This is a genomic window from Gemmata sp. (genome assembly GCF_051859125.1).
Lineage (GTDB): Bacteria > Planctomycetota > Planctomycetia > Gemmatales > Gemmataceae > Gemmata.
In genome coordinates, this window is record NZ_JBHYGG010000258.1 from 37,035 (window position 1) to 57,175 (window position 20,141).

The following is a 20,141-nucleotide window of genomic DNA, read 5'->3' on the forward strand; positions in this document are numbered from 1 at the left end:
GACGCTCGTGTGCGGGTCGTGGGCGTCCCGTCAGGATACGGGCCGGATCGCTCGGAGATGAGGGGCGCGGCGCGTGAGCCAGTATCCCACGACGAGCCCGGTCACGATACCCCCGGCGATACCGAGTTCGACGGCCAGTTCCGCGGCGGCCTTTCGGCCCTCGGCACCCGGCTCGGCGGCGTCGCCGACGAGGGCGCCGTCGAGCGCGCCGACGACCGCCCCAACGAGTGCGGCGAGGAACGAACTCGTCCGCACCGGCCAACGAAGGCCGCCCCCGACCATGAACGGTGAGACGGCGCTGGCGGCGTAGATCGCGGCAACGGCACCGAACAGCCCGCAGACCGCGGTCGCCCCCCACGGAGCGTCCTTGACCCGGGAGAGGCCGGTGTCGATCCCGCCGTACCAGGCCGCAACGACTCCGAGGCACGCGAGCCCGAGAACGGAACTCCACACCCAGCCGAGGCAAAGGCCGAGGAGCGCGCGCCAGAGTCGCTGCGGGACCGACACCCGCGCTTCGGGAACGCTCGTCATTGGTGCGGGCCTCCGTGCGACCTGATATTCGCCAGTGGACCGGGAAGATTGTACCGCACTCCGCCCGGGAATGTGAGGAGCCCCCGGCTCGCCGGGGGCTCCTCGTGGTCACCGGTTCGCCGTCAGTCGCCGACGCGGGTGCTGCGGCCGGCGTGGACGCGGACGTTGTCCACGACCCGCTGCGGCTTCGCGCCGTTGTCCGGCACCACCCACACGGCGTAGGTGCCGGGCGGCGCGGCCATCTCGACGCGGTACTCCTTCGCCTCTTGCACCGCGACGTGCCCCTTCTCGCCGGGGCCGTCGTCCTTCACGTCGGTGAGCACCACCTTCGCAGCCCGCGGGAAGTTGTCGCCGAACACCTCGACCGAGCCGAGCAGGTCGGCGATCTCGAACTTGTGAACGCCGCTCGCCTCGATGCGGAGCTTCTCGGCGACCCGCACGGGGATGCCGCCCTTCGGCTTCACGAACACCTCGAACGGCCCCTCGCCGCGAATCGTGTTTGGTTTTCCGAACGCGGTCACCGTGTGCGTCTTCTCCTTGCCGGCCTTGGTGGGCTCCCGGAGCGTGAGGGATTCGACAGCGAACAGCTTGGTCTCGACCACCTGGATCGTCAGTGTTTCGTCCGCCGCCAGCGCCGCCGCCGCGACCACCAGCCCCGCACAGACCGCCGCGAACCGCGTGAGCATGTGAGCCCCTCGTTGGAGTGCCGTGTGTCCTCGCAGTATCCGACGAGCGGCGCGCCCGGACGGATGGGGCGATGCTCCGATCTGCCGCCTTCGTTGTTGCCCCGCGGCGCCCGCGTGTTTACACTCACCTCATCACCGCCCCCCCGAACCTTCCCGGTTCCCTCGCCCGCTACTCCTCGGAGACCTCTCACATGGCTCGTCGGATCACCCGGCGGCAGGCGCTCGCCGCGTCGGCCGCCTCGCTCGGCTACCTCCACCTCGCCCCGGCCGTCTCGCAGGCCCGCGTGTTCCGGGCCAACGAGAAGCTCCGCGTCGGCGGCATCGGCGTCGGCGGCAAGGGCTCCAGCGACATCGACCAAGCCGGCGAACTGATGGACGTCGTGGTCCTGTGCGACGTGGACGAGGGCAAGCTCGCGCCGAAGGTCAAGAAGTGGCCCGAGGCCAAGACGTTCTCCGACTTCCGCAAGATCTTCGACGACCAGGCGCTGCTCAAGAACGTGGACGCGTTCGTCGTCAGCACCCCGGACCACACGCACGCGCTGCCCAGCGTCCTGGCGATGCGGGCCGGCAAGCACGTGTACTGCCAGAAGCCGCTGACCCACGACGTGGCCGAGGCGCACCTGCTGCGGGCCGAGGCGAAGAAGAACAAGGTCTGCACCCAGATGGGCAACCAGGGGACGACCGGCAACGGGCTCCGCCGCGGCGCCGAGTTGCTCCGGGCCGGCACCCTCGGCGACGTGACCGAGGTCCACGTGTGGACCAACCGGCCGATCTGGCCGCAGGCCCCGAAGGTGACCGACGCGAACCCGCCCAAGGCGGCCGACGCGCCGAAGGGCGTGAACTGGGACGCCTTCATCGGCCCGGCCCCCGAGCGGCCCTACGCGCAGGGCATCCACCCGTTCGCGTGGCGCGGGTTCTGGGACTACGGCACCGGCGCGATCGGCGACATGGCGTGCCACACCGCCAACATGGCGTTCATGGGCCTGAACCTCGCCCACCCGGTCCGCATCTCGGCCGAGGCCGGCGACGTGAACCCGCTGACGTGCCCGAGCTTCGCCCACGTCGTCATGGACTTCCCGGCCCGCGACAAGATGCCGGCCCTGAAGCTCCACTGGTACGAGGGCAAGCGGGACGGCAAGAAGGTGCTGCCGCCCGAGGAGCTGGTCGCCAAGGCCACCGCGATGTCGAAGAAGCCGCTCGTGGACAGCGGGTCCATCGTCGTCGGGAGCAAGGGGCTCGCGTACTCCCCGAGCGACTACGGCAACGAGGTGTTCTTCAGCACCGGCGAGGTGACCAACGGCGGCACCAAGCCCGAGACCATGCCGGTCAACAACGGCGGGGACGGCGGCCAGAAGAAGGAGTGGGTTGAGGCCATCAAGGCCAACAAGCCCGAGCTGGCGCTGGCCAACTTCGACTACGGCGGGCTGCTCACCGCGGCGTTCCTCCTCGGCAACGTCGCGATCCGCACCGGTAAGCCGTTCAGCTGGGACGGCGAGAAGGGCGTCGCCGACATCAAGGAGGCCGCCCCGCTCATCCGCCGCGAGTACCGCAAGGGCTGGGACCTGATCGGCTACAACGCGTAATTTCGCTGGTGCGTGGGTTGGTGGCGGGTCGTGGGAAGGACCCGGGCGGTTGCCCCGTCCCGGGTTTCCCGGCGCCCCGCCCCCACCTCCCACCCCCCGACCGGTGATATAATGGGGGCATGAAGCTCTCCGACGCTCTCACCGCACTCGCCGAGAACCCGAACCACCCCGTCGATCTGGCCCGGGTCGCGCTGCTCATTGCCCGCGACGCCTACTCGCAGATGAGCCCGCGGGCCTACCTCCGCCGCATCGACCGGCTCGCCGCGGAACTCCGGCCCCGGCTCACCGGCTCCCTGACCGCCCGCACCGCCGAACTCTGCACGTTCCTGTTCGACGAGAGCGGGTTCGCCGGCAACTCCGCGCACTACTACGACCCGCGGAACAGCTACCTCAACAAGGTGCTCGACCGGCACGTCGGGCTGCCGATCACGCTGTCGCTCCTGGCGGTCGCGGTCGGCACCCGGGCCGGGTTGAACGTGGTGGGGGTCGCGCTGCCGGGGCACTTCGTCGCGAAGGCCGTGGACGACAGCGGCCGCGAGGTGATCTTCGACCCGTTCAACGGCGGGCAGTTCCTCGACACCGACGCGTGCGAGGCGGTGGTGTCCGCGATCACCGGGCAGCAGTTCGAGGCCACGCCCGAGGCGCTGGCCGCCACTCCGCCCGGCGCGTTCGTGCTGCGGATGCTCAACAACCTGAAGACGGCGTACATCGCGGACCGGTCGCACCTCCGGGCCGCCCGCGTCGCCCGCCGGCTCACCCAACTCCTCCCGCACGACCCGGACCAGCGCCGCGACCTGGGCCTGCTGCTCGTGCAGGCCGACCGGTGCGGGGCGGCCGTGAACCACCTGCGGCACTACCTCGCGGCCGCGCCCGACGCCGACGACGCCCCCGAGGTCCGCAAGCTGCTCTCCCGGGCGCTGTCCGACGTGGCCAAGTGGAACTGACCGCCCGCTGAACTTTGCTTGCCGTTGGCGGCACAGGCTCTGGCCTGTGTTCGCCATCACAGGCCAGAGGCCTGTGCCGCCAAATCGGTGCGTCCCGCCCGCTCACTTCTTGAGGTCGAAGTCCTTGGTCTGCGTGCCGGGCTTCACGTCGTACCGCAGCTCGGTCGCCGTGTTGTACTTCGCCGGCAGCAGCGGCTCGGTGATCGGCGTCATGGGGCTGTCCGGCGCGTCGTAGGCCTTCTTCTGCCCCACCACTTTTACCGCGGTGATGCTCACCTTGGTCGCCCCGATGGGCACCCGCGTGGCGGTGTACTTCCCCCCCTTGATGACACCCCCGCCGCCCGGCGCGTTGCCGTCGGCCGCGTTGAACGAGATGCCGCCCTCCTCGACCGGCTTCCCGTCGAAGGTGACGGACCCGCTGACCTCGGCCGACGGCGCGTCGCCGCTGCCGCACCCGGCGGCGGCCCCCAGGCCGACCAGGAACCCGACCGTTGCCGCAATGCGTACCGCGAACATGGGTGATCCTCCGGGTGATCGGGTCAATCGAGGGACAGCACTTCGCCGCCGTTCATGGTGCCCGCGGCCTGCCAGTTCGGCTGCGGGGTCCCGTTGCGGACGAACCGCACGCTGGCGTCGGCCAGCACCGCGTTCACCCCGCCGGTGTGCCGGCTCCGGGCCGCCTGCTGCGCCCCCCCGGCGGTGCAGGGCATGAGCGGGTCGGTCGTCGCGACGCAGACGTTGTTGTCCGGCGTCGTCGTGTTGGGGGTGTTGATCGTCATGAACTGGAAGTTGGCGAACGCGGAGTCGTCGTTCAGGGAGTCGCCGCGGCCGTCGAAGTCCGTGTCACCCTTGGCGATCAGCACCTCGGCGAGGAGCAGCGTGTTGCTCGTGCCGTCGCTCACGTCGGTCAGCCGCGTCCGCCACGGGACGACCGTGCTCCCGTTGGTCCACCCGAACGGGGCCCGGCCCGCGGCCGAGGTGCCGGTCGAGGTCACGTTCCCCCAGTTCACGACGTAGTTGCACCGGCTCCGATAGAACTGGTCCCCTTTCCAGTACGCGCCGGGCCGGTCGCTCGGGCAGAAGTAGATCGGGATTTGGGTGCCGACCGGGGAGCGGGTGTCCATGACAACGGTCGCGGGGGGCTGATCGAACCGCTGCGTCTCGGTGTTGCCGTACTGGGCGGCGATGGCGGACTGCTCGACGTACGGCCACAGGTAGACGACCCAGGTGTGCCGCGGGGTGCTCGTCGCGCCCATCGGGATCGCGCCGGTCGAGTCGTGGTAGTTGTGGACCGCCAAGCCCCACTGCTTCAGGTTGTTGCTGCACCGCACCCGCGCGGCGGCCTCGCGGACCTTCTGCACGGCCGGCAGCAGCAGACCGATGAGGATGGCGATGATGGCAATGACCACCAGCAACTCGATGAGCGTGAACCCACGCGTGGGACGGGAGCGGGGCACGGTACTCTCCTGTGCGGCGAACGCCGGGGTCGTTGCGGTGCGGGTCCGGACCTGTGGGCGGCGGCAGAACGGGCGTGTCGCCACCGCGACCGATCAATGAAAGGTAATTGAAGGATAAGCGAAGCGGGCCGGGGGCGGGTATCACGCGAACGCGGGGCGGGTGCGGCCCTGTCGCGCCGTCAGGGGACGGGGTCGGGGGCCCCGGCGGCCCCGTCCGAGCCGTCACGGCCGTCCAGCCCGTCCAGCCCGTCCAGGACGGCCCGCACCTTCCGGGCCAGGGACCTGGGGGTGTAAGGCTTCTGGAGGAACGCGACCCCGTCGCCGTCCACCCCGTGCGGGACAATGGCCCCGTCGGTGTACCCGCTGACGAAGAGCACCCGGGTCACCGGGCGGCGGGCGCGGAGGGCCGCGGCCACGTCCCGGCCCCCCATCCCGGGCATCACCACGTCCGTCACCAACAGGTCGATCGGGTCCGCGCACCCGTCGGCGATCCGCACCGCCTCGGCCCCGCTCGCGGCCTCCAGCACCCGGTATCCCACGCCCTCCAGGGCGGCCCGCGCCAGGCGCCGCACCGCCAGCTCGTCCTCGACGAGGAGGACGAGTTCCGAGCCGCGGGGCGCGCCGGGGCCGGCGCCGGCCCGCGGGCCGGGGGCCCGGGGGTCCGGGCCGTCCACCGCCGGGAGCAGCACCGAGAACGTCGTCCCCTCGCCGAGCTTGGTCTCGACCCCCACGTGCCCGCCGGCCTGGGACACGATGCCGTGGACGGTCGCCAGCCCGAGCCCGGTCCCCTGGCCGACGCCCTTGGTGGTGAAGAACGGCTCGAACAGCTTCGCCCGCACCCCGTCGGTCATCCCGGTCCCGGTGTCGGACACCGCCAGTTCGGCGTACCGGCCGGGCCGCCGGTCCGCCCCCGCGGCGACCTCGACGTTCCGCGTCCGCACGGTCAGCCGGCCGCCCCGGGGCATGGCGTCGCGGGCGTTCACCGCCAGGTTGACCACCACCTGCTCGACCTGGCCCCGGTCGGCCCGCACCCGGTGCAGCCCGTCGGCCAAGTCCGTCGCGAGGACCACGTCCGCGCCGATCAGCCGCCCGAGCATCTTCCCGACCTGGGCCACCACGTCGTTGAGGTCGAGGACCTTCGGCTCGACGATCGACTTGCGGCTGAACGCCAGGAGCTGGGCGGTGAGGGCCGCGGCGCGCTCGCCGGCGTTGCGGACCTCGCCGGCCGCCTCCCGCAGCGCCCCCCCCGCGGGGAGGCCTTCGAGGAGCAGGTCGGTGAACCCGTTGATGACGGTGAGCAGGTTGTTGAAGTCGTGGGCGACGCCGCCGGCCAGTTGCCCGAACGCCTCCATCTTCTGCGCCTGGCGGTACTGGGCCTCGACGGCCCGCCACTCGGTGACGTCCCAAGTGAGCCCGAGGAGGCTCCCGTCCCGCAGCAGCGTCAGCGTGTACCGGACGACGCGGGGGGCGCCGGCGACCGCGACGGTCCGCTCGCCCTCGGCCCGGCCCTCGGCCCGCGCCCGCTGGTCGTCCGCGGCGTGGGCCGCCGCGTCGGGGTCGGCGGCGAACAGTTCGGCCTCGGTCCGGCCGACGACGTCGGCCGCGCCCCGCCCGACCAGGCGGCAGAAGGCCGGGTTGGCCGCGAGGAACCGGCCGTCCCGGTCCTTGAGGTACACCCCCTGGTCCAGGTTCTCGGTCAGCGACCGGTGCAGGGCCTCGCTCCGCTGCAGCGCGCCCTGCGCCGCCTCCCGCTCGCGGATCTCCCGCTCGAGGTCGGCCGCGTGCCGGCGGGTGGCCCGGACCGCGGCGGCGGCGAGCGTGAGGAGCGTCGTGGCCAGGAGGCCCACCGCCAGCGACAGGGCCGGGAGCGGTGTCCTCTCCCCCTCAACGACCTCGGGGGTCGGCCAGGCGTGGAGCCGCCACGGGCGGCCGACGGCGTCGACCGGGAGGGACTGCTCCAGCCCGCGGTACGCGTCCTCCGCCGCCCGGCGGGCGTACACCTCCTCGGCCCCGTCGGTGACCGCCAGCGCGTACCCCGCGGCGACGTTCGCGTGCAGGACGGCGTCGATCCACCGGTCGGCCCGGAGCACGGCGACGAGCCCGCCCCGCGGGCTCCCCGGCTCGTGCGGGGCGAACAACAGGATCGTGCGGGTGCCGCCCCACGCCGACCGGAGGGGGTAGCAGAGGGCGGGCGTGCCCTCCCGGAGCGCGGCCCCCAGGGCCGGGCCGCCGCCGAGGTCCGCCACCGTCCGGGCCCCGGCCCCCGTCTCGTCGACCCAGTGGACCGCGTCGCCGGGGCCGACCCGCGCCACCCCGGCGCACCCGGGCCGGGCCTCGGCGTACGCCGCGGCCTCCCGCCGCGCGCGGCCGTCGCCCAGGGCGTCCCAGTGCCGGGCGACCTGGCCCAGGGCCCGGGTGCCGTCCCCGACGTCCGCCTCGAGCTGGTGCGCCGCGGCGGCGAGTTCGGACTGGACCGACCGGTGGACCCGCCGGACCTGTTGGTCCTCCAGCGCCCGCCACAAGAGGAAGCTGGCGGCGAGGCCGACCAGGCAGGTGGCTACCGGGGCCAGCGCCGGTGCGACCGCACGGGCCAGGAGGGCCAGGCGGGCCAGGCGGGCGGCCGCGACGGTCGGGGCGAGGGGCATGTCGGGACCCGGGTGGCGGGACGCGCCGCGGGGGCGGGTCAGGGGCTCAGTTCGATGTCGTACACGACCCGCCCCCGGGTCACCCGGACGGCGAGGCCGGACTCCTCGGGGACCGTGTACCGCGGCGGGATGCCGAGTGGCGGCCCCGGGGGGAGTTCGTCCGGGCGGAGCGGCCGGCCCCCCATCTGGACGGCGTCCGCGGGCGGGGAGAAGCGGAGGGCCACCGCGGCGTCCCCGGCCGGCACGTTCGGGATCGCGTACGCCCCGTCCGGGCCGAGGACGCCGCGGGCGATCCGCTTGCCCGGGCAGAACAGCACGACCGACCCGCCGGTGACGGGCCGGCCCCGGAACGTGACCCGGCCCGCGACCTCCCCCGCCCCCGGCCCGCACCCGGCGAGCGGCGCGGCGAGTACGGCGGCGGCGACGAGGCGGAGGCAGCGCGGCCCCATAGTGGTCCCTCAGAGAGCGTCCGCAGGAACGACCTCGCCGCCGGCCGGGGTACACAGGTACCACCACGTCAGCGCCGTCACGCCGGCCGACAGGAACCGGACTCCCCCGTCGGCCATCCCGACCATGATCCCGCCCTCGTGCGGGGAGGAGGCGAGCGTCGGGTCGCAGTTCCCGTCGTGGGGGTGCGGGCGGACCTGGAACTTCGAGGCCGGCCCGGTGCTGTGGTCGTTCCACGACACGCTGAACCCGGCGGCGTACGCGTGGTGGCCCTTGCCCACCAGGAAATACGCCCACAGCGTCCCCCCGACCGGGTACTCGGCGTTATAGCACTGGGCGTACTTCTCCGTCATCAGGAGGGTGTTCGAGATCCCGTCCGGGAAGTCGGTGTGCAACCGGGCGTAGTTCTGCGGCGACTTGGTCGCGCCCTTGTAGTCGACCGAAAAGACGACCTGCGCGTTGACCGCGTAGCTGGCCACGCCCCACACGTTCCCGGCGACGTCGGTCGCCGTTCGGTCCGGCGGCGCGCTCGGGTCCGACGGGCACACGTACAGCGGCACCGGCTGGCGGTACACCCGGTGCCTGCCCACGAACTTGTGCCCGGAGAACGCGGACTCCTCGTAGAGCGCCTGCTGCTCCACGTACGGGAGCAGGTGGTAGAAGTACGTGCCGTACCGGTCGAGACCATCGGGGTAATCGCCGACGCCCGGGGGCAGCGACCCGCGGGCGGCGTGCGCGGCGTGCGCGGCCTGCACCACCTGGCGGAGGTTCGCCTGGCACCGCACCCGGTCGGCCGCCAGGCGCGTGCGCTGCACGGCCCCGAGGACGAGGCCGAACAGGACGGACAGGAGGGCCACGGCGGCGAGCAACTCGATCAGGGAGAACCCGCCGCGCGGCGGGGTGCGGTTGGGGCACATGGTCGTCCAGGGCGAAATGGGGGCGGAGGACGGGCACGACGAGTCTAGAACGCCCCTGAGTCGCACGCGCGTCGGGAAGTTCGGAGAGTTTGCGGCGCGACCAAAGATGCCCGCGGATTCCGCTTTCCGCCGAGTATTCTGGCGGGCGCAGAACCCCTTGCCGGTGCGCCGCAGCAGTGTGCCCAGTCGGGCTTGGCGCGCCTCGCGGGCTTGTTCACGGGCGGTGGCGCGGTAGAATCGCTTTCGTACACGGCGGCCGTTCCCCGAAAACGGTCGCCGAGGACGCGGACGAGGGCATGAGCGACGCCCCGGCCAACTTCGAAGTGAGTGGGCGTCGAAAGTCTGTGGAGCGACACGACCGCACGACATCTCGGATCTCGCACGTTTTGCACCCGTAGCTCAACTGGATAGAGCATCGGTCTTCGGAACCGAGGGTTAGAGGTTCAAATCCTCTCGGGTGTACTGGAAAGCCAAGAGTTTTATAATCCCACCTCGAACGAGTGCAGGGAACTCTGCAGGAAACATCCCGGTTATGACCGGGGTGTTTTCGTTCTCTGTGGCAGATCTCGCCCCGTCGAACACATGCTTCGCCGCCTGCTCTGTCGAATTGCTTCGGGGATGTGCTGCCCCTGACCCTGTCGATAGGGCCCGGTTGTACGGGTCGGCTCCCTGAGCCCCTAACGCCGGGGACAGAGGCCGTCTGCACGCCCTTGAGCGCGGCCGCCCGACATGAAGCCTGCCCCAGTGCAGGAAAGGCTCCCATAAGCTCGTGTGTTGGCCGACTCCGTTTTACCCCTATCCCTAACGCCCCCGATACCGCTTCGAGTTCGGCCCTTTACTAGCCACTGCGTCCCGAATTCCTGCTGAGTAGTCCCAGAACTCGTCCTTCGTGATGTTCGGTACCTTGTTCCGATCGGAGGCCGCCTGGAGGATGCTGATCTCGTCGTGCCCGAGATACTCCGCCCGCTGGGAGCTGTACCACAAGGAGCACGAGGAGCGGCAGCAGCAGGTTCTCGACGGCATCGCCCACACCTTCGAGCAGCTCGCCGCGACGTTCCAGAAGCAGCTCGAAGACGACTTCAAAACCATTCGGGACAACGGCCCGAAGGAGCCGATCAGGCTCCTCGCCGAGAAGCGGCTGTTCAAGTTCTTCGGCACGATGGATTCCGTGGACAAGTTCTACCGCATGTACCTCCGTGCCCGCGGCCTGTCCGAGCGTATCACGAATACTAATATAACTGCATACACAGCAAAGACTTACGACGAACTTGAAGAGGCGATGCCGAAGCCTAAATCGCCGGAGGAGGCGAGAAGGCTTGCGGAGAGTGCCTGATCGGTGGAAGGGGACAGGTCGATTTGTTAGGATTGTTGTTGAATCGCGTCGCATCGCGTGAGGATGGCAGGCGCCCCGCTCAAGGAGGCCGCGCGGTCGTTGAACTCCTCAGTGATCGGGCTGCACTCCGGGCGCAAGCCGCACCGGGCGTCGGAAGGGAACTGCGATGGCAAAGCGAATTTCGCTCTTCAACCACAAGGGCGGCGTCAGCAAGACGACGACGACCTTCAATCTCGGTTGGATGATGGCGAGCAAGGGGAAGAAGGTCATCGTCGTTGACGGTGATCCCCAATGCAACCTGACGGGAATGATCACGGGCTTCAAAGGCGCTACGGACCTCGAAAAGCTCTACCAGCAGCCCGGCGTACATAACATTCGTGACGGATTGGCCCCGGCCTTCGAATCGCGCCCCTCTCCGATCGTCCCCGTCGATTGCCTCCAAGTTCCTGGACAGCCGAACATGTTTCTGCTCCCCGGCCACATCGGGCTGTCCGAATACGAGGTGACACTGGGAATCTCGCAGGAACTGTCCGGGTCGCTCGTGACGCTGCAAAACCTGCCGGGCTCGCTCAGCCACCTGCTCAACGTGACCGCGGACAAGTACGGCGCCGACTATCTGCTCATCGACATGAGCCCGAGCCTCGGGCCGGTGAACCAGAATCTCCTCTCGACCAGCGACTTCTTTCTGGTCCCTATGACGCCGGATTACTTCTCGGTCATGGCGACCGATTCTTTGGCGTCGATTCTCCCCAAGTGGCGGGCGTGGTCGGTGAAGGCTCAGCAGCAAGCTGTGCTTCAGAACGCCATCTACCCCTATCCAAAAATGGCACCCAAGTTCCTCGGGACAGTCGTGCAGAGGTATCGGTTGCGCGCCGGTAAGCCGTCCAGAGCCTTCGAGGAATGGATTAACGAGATCGAAAAGGGCGTGAAAATGAAGCTGCTCCCCGTACTGCGGGCGAACGACATGCTCCTACCCCCGGATGTGTACGCCAAGGCGGGGGTAGATTTGGGCAAGCCGACGATGCAAATGTCAGACTTCAACGGCCTCATCGCGCTGTCTCAAAAGTACCAGAAGCCTGTGTTCGATCTTTCCGATGAAGAACTGGGTCAGGTGGGCGTTGTTCTCGCAGGAACCAAGGAGTCGATGGGTGAGTTCCGCAAGCTGTATTCGGAAGGTGCGGACAAAATCATCTCGATGACCGTGTGACGCCCCATGCAATCCGCACTCGATCAGTTCCGATCCAATATTCTGCGCGTTCGGAATCTTTACAACTTGCATGCGTACTTCGCCGGAGTTACGACGTCGGCGTTGGATCTGAGTGACCTGCTGCGCACGCAGATTGTTCTGTGCGTGAGCGCCCTCGACCACTACGTCCACGAGCTTACGAGGCTCGGGATGATCGAGGTTCTTGAGGGGAAAAGAGCTCGAACGCCGCATTTTCTGCGCTTCCCAGTCAGTCTCGACGGGGCTATCGCGGGCATCGCGTCCCCGGCGGTTTCGGCGTGGCTGGACACAGAGATTCGAACCCGACATGGGTATTTGTCCTTTCAGCAAGCCGACAAGATCGCCGACGCGATTCGTCTGATCTCGGCAGCCGAGCTCTGGAATGAGTTGGGAACACGTCTGGGGCAGACGCCAAAGGATCTCAAGAATCGTCTGCAGTTGATCGTCGAACGCCGTAATAAAATCGCTCACGAGGCGGACATCGACCCCAGCTTCCCAGGCGTCACATGGCCAATCGCGCCGGCAGACGCCGCGAGCGCGACTGATTTTGTCGAACAGATTTGCGAAACCATACATGTCGTGGTTGTGTAGATCGGCTGTCGCGGGAAACCAACTGGCATACTGGCTTTGTGCACCCCGAGGGCAAACCCCGCATCTACAACCGCTGGTGGCACATCACCCACCTCTACAAAATCCGCAGCAAGATCGCGGGCAAGACGTCGCGCCTGATTCTAAACCCCATCCAGGAAGTCCTTGCGAAGTTCGTCGACTGGTGGAACTACCACTTGGTCCGTACACACACGGCGAACCTTTCAATTACTCACAACTCCCGAAGTCAACATTATGGCAGCATTTATGGCGGGAGATGCGGGCTGCAGGTCTTGAGGTTTACAGTCGCCTTCCGCCGCATTTCCCAGCGGATTTCGACCGCTCCGCCCGCCCGGACTTGTGGGTAATGACAAGATCGCGAACCCCAACGGCGTTCGCCGTAGTGAAGTGCGGCTATGGAATGGTTCAGGCGACGGAAGCCGTGGCGGTGACGGTCGCCTGACGGCACCGTTGCAACAACCGCCGGCGCATCAGGTCACGAAGCGGTTTCAGCAGTGCGGTGGCTTGTCCCACCCAGTCGCCCAGTGTGTTCTCCGACACCTTGACCCCGCTCCGAGCGATGATTCCTTCCTGACGGGACATCGCCGCCACTTTCCATGTGTGTCGGGAGCCTGAGCAACCCACCACCCCACAACCATGAACATGGTGATCCCGATCGCGACCAACGCCGTCCCGAGAAGATCGGCGCCGCCCTGAAACATCGCGCCGCACCTCACTTCGTGATCATCACCGCCGCGAACATCCTGACGCCCACCACGATCGCGCCGAGAACCATGCCGATAAGCAGAACTCCGAACGACAACAACCCGCCGTCATCGTCGGCCGGCATCCGCTCAACCGCCGCTTTCCGTCGGCCGATCGACGTGGCTCGCATTCGCCGCGATCCACTCGCCCGCGGTCGGTTGCACCTTGCGGAACTTCGCCGCCGAAGGAACCACCGCAACCTCCCAAAGTCGAGCGTTGCACGGGCATGTGATGCTTGCGAGCGTGAGGCTTAGGGCCGTTCGCCCGCACCCAGCACACCGCCACCCATTGACCATCTCGACCCTCTCATACGCTTGAAAACCTGCGCGAAAAAAAACGCATCGCTGGGCACACGGCACACAGAGGTTTTCCTCTTAAAACAACACCCCTCTCCCGAATCATTCTGATTTTTCTTATTCTTTCGGTCGCCCCAATCCGCCGTCAGTCTTAAAGGTCTTTCAAGAATAACACGACTTACAGAGTGAGCGAAGGTTGTCGGCCGAGTGTGATCCACCCACGGCCAGACGTTCGACGTGATCGACTTCCGTTGCCGCCGCGACTTCACCACGTTCAGCGCAGCCCTCGCACAACGGAACCTGCGAGAGTGGCCAGAGTAGCACCCGCTGCCAATCCCTCCCGTATCCGCGAGCGGATACGGGAGGGACGGCATTCGGGTTGTCGCCTCGCGTTACCCGGTCGAGTCTTCAGGGGTGGGGGTCGTTAATGCATATAGAGGTTGTTTACGCCAACTACCGCCACTGACCATTTCAGCAACCGAAATGAACAGACTTGCGAGTGATGGTCTGCGACACGCGGGCAGATGTACGTATTACTCAAGCAGACAAGCCTGCCATTGGCTGGCTCGCATCGTCATTGCGGTCGTAATGCCGCGAGATAAGCTCTACCGAGCTAGGAATTTTGAAGAAATATTCTTCCGTCGATAGTCAGGCTGGAACCAGCATCGTCAGTTGTAAGCATATGTTGGCTATGGTTGTAGTTGTATGACCAGTAGACCGCTTCAACAATTAACGGGTCCGCATTAATTGCGTTCATCTGGGCTTTCAGAGCCGCGGAAACATCTATCTCAGTTGGAATGTGCGGCATACCAAATGAACCCAGAACTAGAGGCTTTCCGCCATGGCTGTTCGCCCATTTTACAAGGGGAAAGTAATCGGTATTATAAGCATTTTCGCTCGCCGTAAACAGGTTAAATCGCCATTCGTCTGTTGGGGCAGGGGTTGCGGTAAAAAATTCCTCAGCATAGTGGTGCGAAGTAAATCCGGCGGGGGTTACTTTTGCGTGCCCATGAACCCTCTTAATAGCATCGACAAACATGTCGTACACGCGAGCATATTCCTTGGCAGAAATAACAAGATCCGGCTCGTCGCCAAAAAAGAATGTTGAATCTGGAGGAAGTGTTTTTATCGAATCGCCGATCAGATTTCGATCTAGATCCTCTGCTGTAACCAGACCCGCTCTAGCACCGGCCATCTGGAAGAACGTGAGCCCGTTATCATCAACCCCCAATTTCGTTCCAAAGACTCTGAAGCCTTCAGTAGCGAATGGCTTGACAAAATGAATGATTACCGGTCCGGCTTTAGGAAGGTCGCTGGGCGGGAAGGCAACATCACGCAGATGTATCCAATTTAAATTTGCATCTCTAATCTCGATTCGAATTTGTTCTGGAAATCCACATATCTTCTTATCACCATCTTGGCTACCACCAACTCGACGTGGGGTTAATTCTAAATAATTATATTGTTGAGCGGGATGGCGAGAAGGTCTTGATGGCAGCTTAAACTGAAACCATTGATCCGAGCTTGTTGGGGGCTGCAATACACTTGACCAGGCCGTATCAGGAGATCCGTCATTAATATTTCCGAGATTAAAATTACCAGATGGCTCGATACTGGACGCTTCATATCCATGACCATCAAACGGTTTGTAATTATAATGGAAATGGACATATTGCCGTCGCTGACCCGGGATTATATCAAAACGCTGCAATCGAATTCCAAGATCAGGTGTCTGTTCACTATTAGCCCAGGCGGCGAATTTTGACATGACTCTCCTCAACTAAGCAAAAAAATTAGTCAACTTCTCGCAACACACAAGCCTTGCGGTGACGAAATCGGAAAATAATCCCTTTCCAACATCGCTCACTCCAAAACTCATCCTCATCGAGAGTACTGGCTCGGATAGTTGTTGAGAAGTATTTTTTTCAAAAAATTACACGACCACGATTTGACGAATGACACGAATTCGCGATTCAGGGCCTGACCGACGTGGCTGCGATAACCAGGAAAAGGATAACAGTATTCGTCTATGGAAGAAACTTGGTTCTGCTATGAACTGTTCCGGTCGGCAGGCGCCTCGCGTGAAGTGGGGCACTGTGGCGACCCAGCGTTCCAAGAAGCGGCCGGAGATCGTCCGGCAGTTCGCCGCGTAGTTGTAGGAGCTGCGCTTGACCCGGGGGATGACCCAGGCCGACCTGGCCCAGAAGGCGGACATCTCCCCGACCTACGTGTCCGAGTTGGAGAATGCGGACTCGACGCCCGGGATCGACCTCATCGACCGGCTGGCCCGGGCCCTCGGCGTGGAAGCGGCCGAGCTGCTCCCGGTCAAGGGAATCGATCCGCTGCCCGCGTTGAAGGAGCAAGCCGGGGACCTGTTCGGCAAGCTCCTGGCCTCCGGTGACAAGGAGACCTTCCTCAAGATGAACCCGCTGCCCGCTCTTCTGGTGGAGGAGCGGTCCCGACGCGGCTGAATGTCGTGCGGGGGGACCGCAGCCCGATGCGCCGGGCCTGGCTGGTCACGGAGTCGGCGGTGCGGAAGAGCCTCTCGGCGACCCAGCGCCCGCCCCGTGTTGCGTAGTACCGGGACAGCAGGTCGATCTCGGCACGGGTCCACACGCGTTCTCGCACACGTCACCTCGGCTCGCGGGGTCGCCGTCGCTTGTGGGGTCGGCCGACCCGATAACTCACTTCACGCCCCCCGCCGGATCGTGCGCTGTTTCTCCCGACCCCGTCGGACCCGTCCTTGTCGGTTCGCGGTCGGGCCGGTCCCGCCGCCCACCCGGGCCCCCGGCCCCGTGGGGTCAGAAGTACCCGAGGTTGAAGGCCAGCCGCAGCCCGGCGGTCTTGGTGATGAGGTACCGCTGGAGGTGGCCGAGCCGGCCCCCGACGAGCTGGCTGAGGGTGAAGAGCTGCTCCCAGAACACGTGACGAACTCGGCGCGCGTGGCCGGGCCGGAGCAGCCGGAAGAAGTGCTCGAAGGTGTCGTTCTCCGCACCGAGGCGGGTCAGGTTGACGAAGAACGGTTGCGTGTTCGGTCCGTCGAGGCGGGCCATGGTTTCCGCGAACCGCACGTTCCGGAAGAGCTGGTACTCGATCCGGTCCGCGGCCGCCACCTTCGCGTCGTCGAGCATCACCAGGGCGGGGTCGGAGTAGATGCCGACCAGTTCGTCGAGGGTGAGCGACTGCGCATCTTTCCTGGGTCCGCGGGCGTACACCGGGTTCGCGCTGGTGAACTTCGCCTCGCACAGCAGCAGCCACTCGCCGGGGAGGTGGAGGGCGATGTCGGGCTCGGTCATCGGCCGCTTCACCGGGAGAGCCGTCTCGAAGCGCTCCCGGGCCGCGATCAACAGGTCCCACGGCTCCAGCGTGTCTCCGGTCATCTCGAGCCCCCAGAGGAACAGGCGCGGCTCTCGAACAACCTCCGTCCCGGTGAAGAGGCTGGCCACGAGGTGGAGGGCGCCGGCCTCCTGAAACGAGCGGAACACGTTGAAGGTGATCGCGTCCTCGCCGCGCTCGTTCCCGAAGCGGCCCGACTCGAACTTGAACTCGTGCCTCATCACCCCGTGGGTCAGCAGTTCGGGGGAGACGATGGTGTTTCGCCCGGGGTCGCGGTACGAGTAGGTGCCGGACTTGTGGACGCGGATGCCGTGGTCGGGGCACGCGTCCCCCCGGAACCCGTGCCGGGTCGGGGGTCGGAGGAACCACTTGCAGCCCTTCACGAAGCAGCGGATGCGCTCCGGCGGGCCGGGGTGGAGCTGGACGTGGGGGTTCAGATCGAACGCGCCGTACGGGAGCGAACTGAAGTTCGGTACGCCGGCCCGCCGGGTCGTTGCATCACTCACGCGTTACCTCCGTGGCCTGGGGATGAATAACGAGAGCGGGCCCGGATGGTTCCGGGCCTGCCCTGAAGGTCGGGTCGGGTCGTCGGAAAATCAGGCCGCCGTCGCGACCTCCGGGGCGAGGTCCACGGCCGCTGTGGCCGGTGAGCGGGGTGCCGCCGTCCCCCTCCGGCAAGTGGAGGGCGTCTTCGTGGTGGAAGCCGGTGGCGGTGATCGCCTCGGCCGCGGTGCCGGGCTGCCGCGCCGGAGAACGTCCTCGCCGCGCTGTCGTTCGTGATCACCGCGTCGTGGGCCATCGGTTGCTTTTGTGGGAAAAGACGTCGCGATCCGGCCGACGATTCTGAGCGGCCCGGTTCCGTCCCCTCCCGGTTCCCGTGGGAAAAATGGGGCTCGCTCCATGCGGGGACAAGAAAGTCGATTTTTCAGGGGTTCCGGATTGCCCGATCCGGGCCGGGGTGAAACCGATCGATCGGTTTGCCGCTCTCGGTCCAGGCCGTTCGCGCGGCGCCCGACTTGGTCTTCTCCATAAGGCCCGGTCGGAGCGACCTCGCCGCCGACATCGGCGGCGAGGTGAATGCGGGGTCACATCAGGTGGTCGAGGTCCGCCTCCTCGGCCTCGTCCTCGGGGCCCGCGGCCACCGGCTGGGGGGCCTTGCCCTTCCGGCGGCGGCCGGTGGGGGCCTCCGCGGCGGGGGACTCGGGGGGCGGCCCGCCGTCGTCCAGGTGGGTCAGGAAGCTCATCTCCTCGACCGGGAAGTCTGAGCGATCGCCAGCTGCCCGGGACCCGCCGTGGCTCCAGTTCACGCACCGCTCCTTGGCGGTCACGATCGAGAACTCCTCGGGCCGGCCCGGGGGGAAGTAGGTGTCCTGCGGCCTGGTGAAACGCCGCTGGTACTCCCGGTGGACCATCTCCGGGGTGACGGTCACGTTCTTCCCCTTCGACCGGAGGAAGGCCGTCGCCTCCTCCGCCTTCTGGCGGAAGAACGCGTCCGGGTCGGCCGGGATGACCCGCTTCCGGTCGTGGTGGTCGCCGCCGGACACGTGGAGGAACCACTGCCCGTCGTGGTCGAGGACGGCGTTGCCACCCTCGTCCCGGAGCGGACGGCCGTCCTTGCCCAGTTTGGCGAGCTGGCAACGGCGGTTGAGGGTGCGGACCCGGTAGCTCTTCGTCATCGTGAGGCTCCTGTGGTGCCGACGGGAAGGCGGTCGGCGGCGCCGTGTGTGGAGTTGCGAACCGGGGCGGCGAGCGCGGTCGCCCGCCGCCCGACCGGGGTACACCCGCGGGGATTTTGACGCTGGCTTGCGATCTGGGGAGGCGGTGGGTCGCCGTCCCGGACCCCCGAACGGCGGGGGAAGTCACCTGGGGAACGCACCGACCACGTCGTCCGCCCCCTCCTCGGTGACCAGGATGGCCGCCCACACCTCGGGCTCGGTGAGGGCCCACCCCTCGTGCGGGAGGGCGGCGATCAGGTCGAACTTGAGTCGCTGGTAGATGAGCAGGGCCCGGTCGTCGTCCTTCAGGACGTCGGCCGCGAGGGCGAGAGCGAACTGGGCCGGCCCGCTGCCGGGGTACCCCCACTCGAATCCGGTGGGCGAGTGCGACCGCAGGTCGAGTCTCGGGTTGAGTGGACGGGGTGGTTCGTCCGTTTCGATCACGTTGACGACGGCATCGCCGCGTCCGTTGCCGTCACGGTTCGTGCGGAATCCGACGTAGCTCTTCACAGTGGCTCCTTTGGTGGAATGAGGTCGCGAACTTCTCGTGCATGTGGCCGCGGTGCTGCCGGGGCTCACGGTGGGAGCCCTGTGCTTGCCGCATGGGATCGTGACGGGGGTGGCGAGCCGAGATGACGAACGTGGCTCGAACTGCTCGAGGAAATCTCGCCGGTGTCGTGTCGCTTCGTGACGACTTCTCTCGGTCAATCCTCGTCGGGAAGCAGCACGGTGATGACCGGTTCGCCTTCATCTCCGGGGTGGCACAGGGCTTTTAGCTTCACGGGCCGTGGCTCGGCGTTGTCGTTGCGAGCGAAGACGGTGTAGAGGAGGAAATCGCCCTCGGGTGAGCGAGCGATTGCGAACCGCAGCATCCACAGGACGTCCCAGGCCCGGCCGCGTTCGTCCTGGCCGATCACCCCGTCGGGAACGCGGATGTGTCGCTCGAAAACTGCGTGGGTCACCGCCGTCGGGTACGTGATCCCCGCCTCTTTCGCGGTGGCGGTCACGTCCACCAGCACGCCGTCGGCGATGGCCTGGGCACGGGTGTACCGGTAGATCAGTTCGGCTTCCTCGAACATGGCATCTCCTGATTTTCGGGTGGATTTTCAAACAGGGTGAGTTGTCGCGGTCGTTGCGGGAGGTCGATGAACTCCTTCCCCTTCGCCACTCGCCAGAAGCGACCGGGATCGAGTTTCAGTCGAAGACGGATCGCCCGAACATCATCCGTGGTGATGGTCCGGAGAAAATCTCGCTTGGTCGAACGACTGGCTCGGGTGACGAGCGGGCGGTGCTTCTTGCCCAGGATCCGTTTCAACTCGCGTCGCTGCTCGACTCGGCGGTTGTAAGGGCTGGTCGATTTGTAGGAGTACAGGATTCGATACGGGTGAACGGGGTCGTCTTGTGCGAGTGGCAACACGCCCAGGAATCGACCCCAACTCTTGTGTTTGGCTGCGGAATGAGCCTCACCCATGGTTGCGATCACCGTGACGTATTCCCACTCGTTGCGGCAGATCGGGCAGCGGCGAATGCTCTCTTCGGTCCACACGCGGCCGAGTTTGGCATCCGTCAGGAAATCGCGGATGTTGAGGTTCTCGAGAGCGGCCTCGGCAAGAGTTTGGCGGTTTGTCGGGGTGGGGCTATCGCGGCTGTGATGTGAGACATCGAGGTTCATG

The 20,141-nt window shown here is 66.5% G+C and carries 22 protein-coding genes and 1 tRNA gene; 7 read left to right on the forward strand and 16 right to left on the reverse strand.

The window, feature by feature from the left end:
* Positions 1 to 30 precede the first annotated feature (30 nt).
* Both ACTIGN_RS23845 and ACTIGN_RS23850 read right to left on the reverse strand, forming a co-directional pair.
* A complete protein-coding gene (locus ACTIGN_RS23845) occupies positions 31 to 531 on the reverse strand; it encodes a hypothetical protein (RefSeq protein ID WP_439628534.1) in 501 nt (166 codons plus the stop codon).
* Between the two features lie 122 nt (positions 532 to 653).
* Positions 654 to 1,217 (reverse strand): hypothetical protein, encoded by a 564-nt coding sequence (locus tag ACTIGN_RS23850; RefSeq protein WP_439628536.1) that lies wholly within the window; start codon positions 1,215 to 1,217, stop codon positions 654 to 656.
* Positions 1,218 to 1,408: 191 nt separating this feature from the next.
* Here ACTIGN_RS23850 and ACTIGN_RS23855 point away from each other — a divergent pair, with 191 nt between their 5' ends.
* Positions 1,409 to 2,800: a Gfo/Idh/MocA family protein gene (locus tag ACTIGN_RS23855; protein WP_439628538.1), complete on the forward strand. Its 1,392-nt coding sequence runs from the start codon at positions 1,409 to 1,411 to the stop codon at positions 2,798 to 2,800.
* 119 nt (positions 2,801 to 2,919) lie between these two features.
* Positions 2,920 to 3,744, forward strand: a complete 825-nt coding sequence (locus tag ACTIGN_RS23860; RefSeq protein ID WP_439628540.1) for a SirB1 family protein — start codon at positions 2,920 to 2,922, stop codon at positions 3,742 to 3,744.
* A gap of 102 nt (positions 3,745 to 3,846) precedes the next feature.
* Here ACTIGN_RS23860 and ACTIGN_RS23865 read toward each other — a convergent pair whose 3' ends face one another.
* The 5 genes from ACTIGN_RS23865 to ACTIGN_RS23885 form a co-directional block, all read right to left on the reverse strand.
* The gene (locus tag ACTIGN_RS23865) at positions 3,847 to 4,260 is read right to left on the reverse strand and encodes a hypothetical protein (RefSeq protein ID WP_439628542.1); all 414 of its coding nucleotides are present in this window, start codon (positions 4,258 to 4,260) and stop codon (positions 3,847 to 3,849) included.
* A gap of 23 nt (positions 4,261 to 4,283) precedes the next feature.
* Complete coding sequence (locus tag ACTIGN_RS23870; protein ID WP_439628544.1) at positions 4,284 to 5,201, reverse strand: DUF1559 domain-containing protein; 918 nt, start codon at positions 5,199 to 5,201, stop codon at positions 4,284 to 4,286.
* Positions 5,202 to 5,380: 179 nt separating this feature from the next.
* On the reverse strand, positions 5,381 to 7,846 hold the full coding sequence (locus ACTIGN_RS23875; RefSeq protein WP_439628546.1) for an ATP-binding protein: 2,466 nt from the start codon (positions 7,844 to 7,846) through the stop codon (positions 5,381 to 5,383).
* 38 nt (positions 7,847 to 7,884) lie between these two features.
* On the reverse strand, positions 7,885 to 8,295 hold the full coding sequence (locus ACTIGN_RS23880) for a hypothetical protein (protein ID WP_439628548.1): 411 nt from the start codon (positions 8,293 to 8,295) through the stop codon (positions 7,885 to 7,887).
* 9 nt (positions 8,296 to 8,304) lie between these two features.
* Positions 8,305 to 9,210 carry a DUF1559 family PulG-like putative transporter gene (locus tag ACTIGN_RS23885; RefSeq protein WP_439628550.1) on the reverse strand — a complete coding sequence of 302 codons (906 nt, stop codon included), beginning with the start codon at positions 9,208 to 9,210 and terminating at the stop codon, positions 8,305 to 8,307.
* 388 nt (positions 9,211 to 9,598) lie between these two features.
* Between ACTIGN_RS23885 and ACTIGN_RS23890 the strand changes: the two genes are divergently transcribed.
* The 4 genes from ACTIGN_RS23890 to ACTIGN_RS23905 all read left to right on the forward strand — a co-directional run bounded on the left by ACTIGN_RS23890 (position 9,599) and on the right by ACTIGN_RS23905 (position 12,359).
* Positions 9,599 to 9,672, forward strand: a tRNA-Arg gene (locus ACTIGN_RS23890).
* A 430-nt stretch (positions 9,673 to 10,102) separates the two neighbouring features.
* Complete coding sequence (locus tag ACTIGN_RS23895) at positions 10,103 to 10,543, forward strand: hypothetical protein (RefSeq protein ID WP_439628552.1); 441 nt, start codon at positions 10,103 to 10,105, stop codon at positions 10,541 to 10,543.
* A 166-nt stretch (positions 10,544 to 10,709) separates the two neighbouring features.
* Positions 10,710 to 11,750, forward strand: a complete 1,041-nt coding sequence (locus ACTIGN_RS23900; protein WP_439628554.1) for a ParA family protein — start codon at positions 10,710 to 10,712, stop codon at positions 11,748 to 11,750.
* Positions 11,751 to 11,756: 6 nt separating this feature from the next.
* Positions 11,757 to 12,359, forward strand: coding sequence for a HEPN domain-containing protein (locus tag ACTIGN_RS23905; RefSeq protein ID WP_439628556.1), 603 nt, complete (start codon positions 11,757 to 11,759; stop codon positions 12,357 to 12,359).
* A 423-nt stretch (positions 12,360 to 12,782) separates the two neighbouring features.
* Here ACTIGN_RS23905 and ACTIGN_RS23910 read toward each other — a convergent pair whose 3' ends face one another.
* The 4 genes from ACTIGN_RS23910 to ACTIGN_RS23925 form a co-directional block, all read right to left on the reverse strand.
* Positions 12,783 to 12,959 (reverse strand): IS66 family transposase, encoded by a 177-nt coding sequence (locus ACTIGN_RS23910; RefSeq protein ID WP_439628558.1) that lies wholly within the window; start codon positions 12,957 to 12,959, stop codon positions 12,783 to 12,785.
* 130 nt (positions 12,960 to 13,089) lie between these two features.
* A complete protein-coding gene (locus ACTIGN_RS23915) occupies positions 13,090 to 13,251 on the reverse strand; it encodes a hypothetical protein (RefSeq protein WP_439628560.1) in 162 nt (53 codons plus the stop codon).
* Between the two features lie 328 nt (positions 13,252 to 13,579).
* Positions 13,580 to 13,741 carry an HNH endonuclease gene (locus ACTIGN_RS23920; protein WP_439628562.1) on the reverse strand — a complete coding sequence of 54 codons (162 nt, stop codon included), beginning with the start codon at positions 13,739 to 13,741 and terminating at the stop codon, positions 13,580 to 13,582.
* 289 nt (positions 13,742 to 14,030) lie between these two features.
* Positions 14,031 to 15,185, reverse strand: a complete 1,155-nt coding sequence (locus ACTIGN_RS23925; RefSeq protein WP_439628564.1) for a discoidin domain-containing protein — start codon at positions 15,183 to 15,185, stop codon at positions 14,031 to 14,033.
* 400 nt (positions 15,186 to 15,585) lie between these two features.
* Between ACTIGN_RS23925 and ACTIGN_RS23930 the strand changes: the two genes are divergently transcribed.
* Positions 15,586 to 15,888 carry a helix-turn-helix domain-containing protein gene (locus ACTIGN_RS23930; RefSeq protein ID WP_439628565.1) on the forward strand — a complete coding sequence of 101 codons (303 nt, stop codon included), beginning with the start codon at positions 15,586 to 15,588 and terminating at the stop codon, positions 15,886 to 15,888.
* Between the two features lie 330 nt (positions 15,889 to 16,218).
* Here ACTIGN_RS23930 and ACTIGN_RS23935 read toward each other — a convergent pair whose 3' ends face one another.
* The 5 genes from ACTIGN_RS23935 to ACTIGN_RS23955 form a co-directional block, all read right to left on the reverse strand.
* On the reverse strand, positions 16,219 to 17,259 hold the full coding sequence (locus tag ACTIGN_RS23935; RefSeq protein WP_439628567.1) for a PGN_0703 family putative restriction endonuclease: 1,041 nt from the start codon (positions 17,257 to 17,259) through the stop codon (positions 16,219 to 16,221).
* Positions 17,260 to 17,838: 579 nt separating this feature from the next.
* Positions 17,839 to 18,429: a hypothetical protein gene (locus tag ACTIGN_RS23940; protein WP_439628569.1), complete on the reverse strand. Its 591-nt coding sequence runs from the start codon at positions 18,427 to 18,429 to the stop codon at positions 17,839 to 17,841.
* Between the two features lie 183 nt (positions 18,430 to 18,612).
* The gene (locus ACTIGN_RS23945; protein ID WP_439628571.1) at positions 18,613 to 18,978 is read right to left on the reverse strand and encodes a DUF6166 domain-containing protein; all 366 of its coding nucleotides are present in this window, start codon (positions 18,976 to 18,978) and stop codon (positions 18,613 to 18,615) included.
* 194 nt (positions 18,979 to 19,172) lie between these two features.
* Complete coding sequence (locus ACTIGN_RS23950) at positions 19,173 to 19,547, reverse strand: DUF6573 family protein (protein WP_439628573.1); 375 nt, start codon at positions 19,545 to 19,547, stop codon at positions 19,173 to 19,175.
* A complete protein-coding gene (locus ACTIGN_RS23955; protein WP_439628575.1) occupies positions 19,526 to 20,140 on the reverse strand; it encodes a hypothetical protein in 615 nt (204 codons plus the stop codon). Before ACTIGN_RS23955 ends, ACTIGN_RS23950 begins: the two co-directional genes overlap by 22 nt.
* Position 20,141: the final 1 nt, after the last annotated feature.

Bases quoted from the DNA above. Each gene is read 5' to 3' on its own strand.
- ACTIGN_RS23845 (WP_439628534.1), bottom strand. From the start codon at position 531: ATGACGAGCGTTCCCGAAGCGCGGGTGTCGGTCCCGCAGCGACTCTGG.
- ACTIGN_RS23850 (WP_439628536.1), bottom strand. From the start codon at position 1,217: ATGCTCACGCGGTTCGCGGCGGTCTGTGCGGGGCTGGTGGTCGCGGCG.
- ACTIGN_RS23855 (WP_439628538.1), top strand. From the start codon at position 1,409: ATGGCTCGTCGGATCACCCGGCGGCAGGCGCTCGCCGCGTCGGCCGCC.
- ACTIGN_RS23860 (WP_439628540.1), top strand. From the start codon at position 2,920: ATGAAGCTCTCCGACGCTCTCACCGCACTCGCCGAGAACCCGAACCAC.
- ACTIGN_RS23865 (WP_439628542.1), bottom strand. From the start codon at position 4,260: ATGTTCGCGGTACGCATTGCGGCAACGGTCGGGTTCCTGGTCGGCCTG.
- ACTIGN_RS23875 (WP_439628546.1), bottom strand. From the start codon at position 7,846: ATGCCCCTCGCCCCGACCGTCGCGGCCGCCCGCCTGGCCCGCCTGGCC.
- ACTIGN_RS23880 (WP_439628548.1), bottom strand. From the start codon at position 8,295: ATGGGGCCGCGCTGCCTCCGCCTCGTCGCCGCCGCCGTACTCGCCGCG.
- ACTIGN_RS23885 (WP_439628550.1), bottom strand. From the start codon at position 9,210: ATGTGCCCCAACCGCACCCCGCCGCGCGGCGGGTTCTCCCTGATCGAG.
- ACTIGN_RS23895 (WP_439628552.1), top strand. From the start codon at position 10,103: ATGTTCGGTACCTTGTTCCGATCGGAGGCCGCCTGGAGGATGCTGATC.
- ACTIGN_RS23900 (WP_439628554.1), top strand. From the start codon at position 10,710: ATGGCAAAGCGAATTTCGCTCTTCAACCACAAGGGCGGCGTCAGCAAG.
- ACTIGN_RS23905 (WP_439628556.1), top strand. From the start codon at position 11,757: ATGCAATCCGCACTCGATCAGTTCCGATCCAATATTCTGCGCGTTCGG.
- ACTIGN_RS23910 (WP_439628558.1), bottom strand. From the start codon at position 12,959: ATGTCCCGTCAGGAAGGAATCATCGCTCGGAGCGGGGTCAAGGTGTCG.
- ACTIGN_RS23915 (WP_439628560.1), bottom strand. From the start codon at position 13,251: ATGCGAGCCACGTCGATCGGCCGACGGAAAGCGGCGGTTGAGCGGATG.
- ACTIGN_RS23925 (WP_439628564.1), bottom strand. From the start codon at position 15,185: ATGTCAAAATTCGCCGCCTGGGCTAATAGTGAACAGACACCTGATCTT.
- ACTIGN_RS23940 (WP_439628569.1), bottom strand. From the start codon at position 18,429: ATGACGAAGAGCTACCGGGTCCGCACCCTCAACCGCCGTTGCCAGCTC.
- ACTIGN_RS23950 (WP_439628573.1), bottom strand. From the start codon at position 19,547: ATGTTCGAGGAAGCCGAACTGATCTACCGGTACACCCGTGCCCAGGCC.
- ACTIGN_RS23955 (WP_439628575.1), bottom strand. From the start codon at position 20,140: ATGAACCTCGATGTCTCACATCACAGCCGCGATAGCCCCACCCCGACA.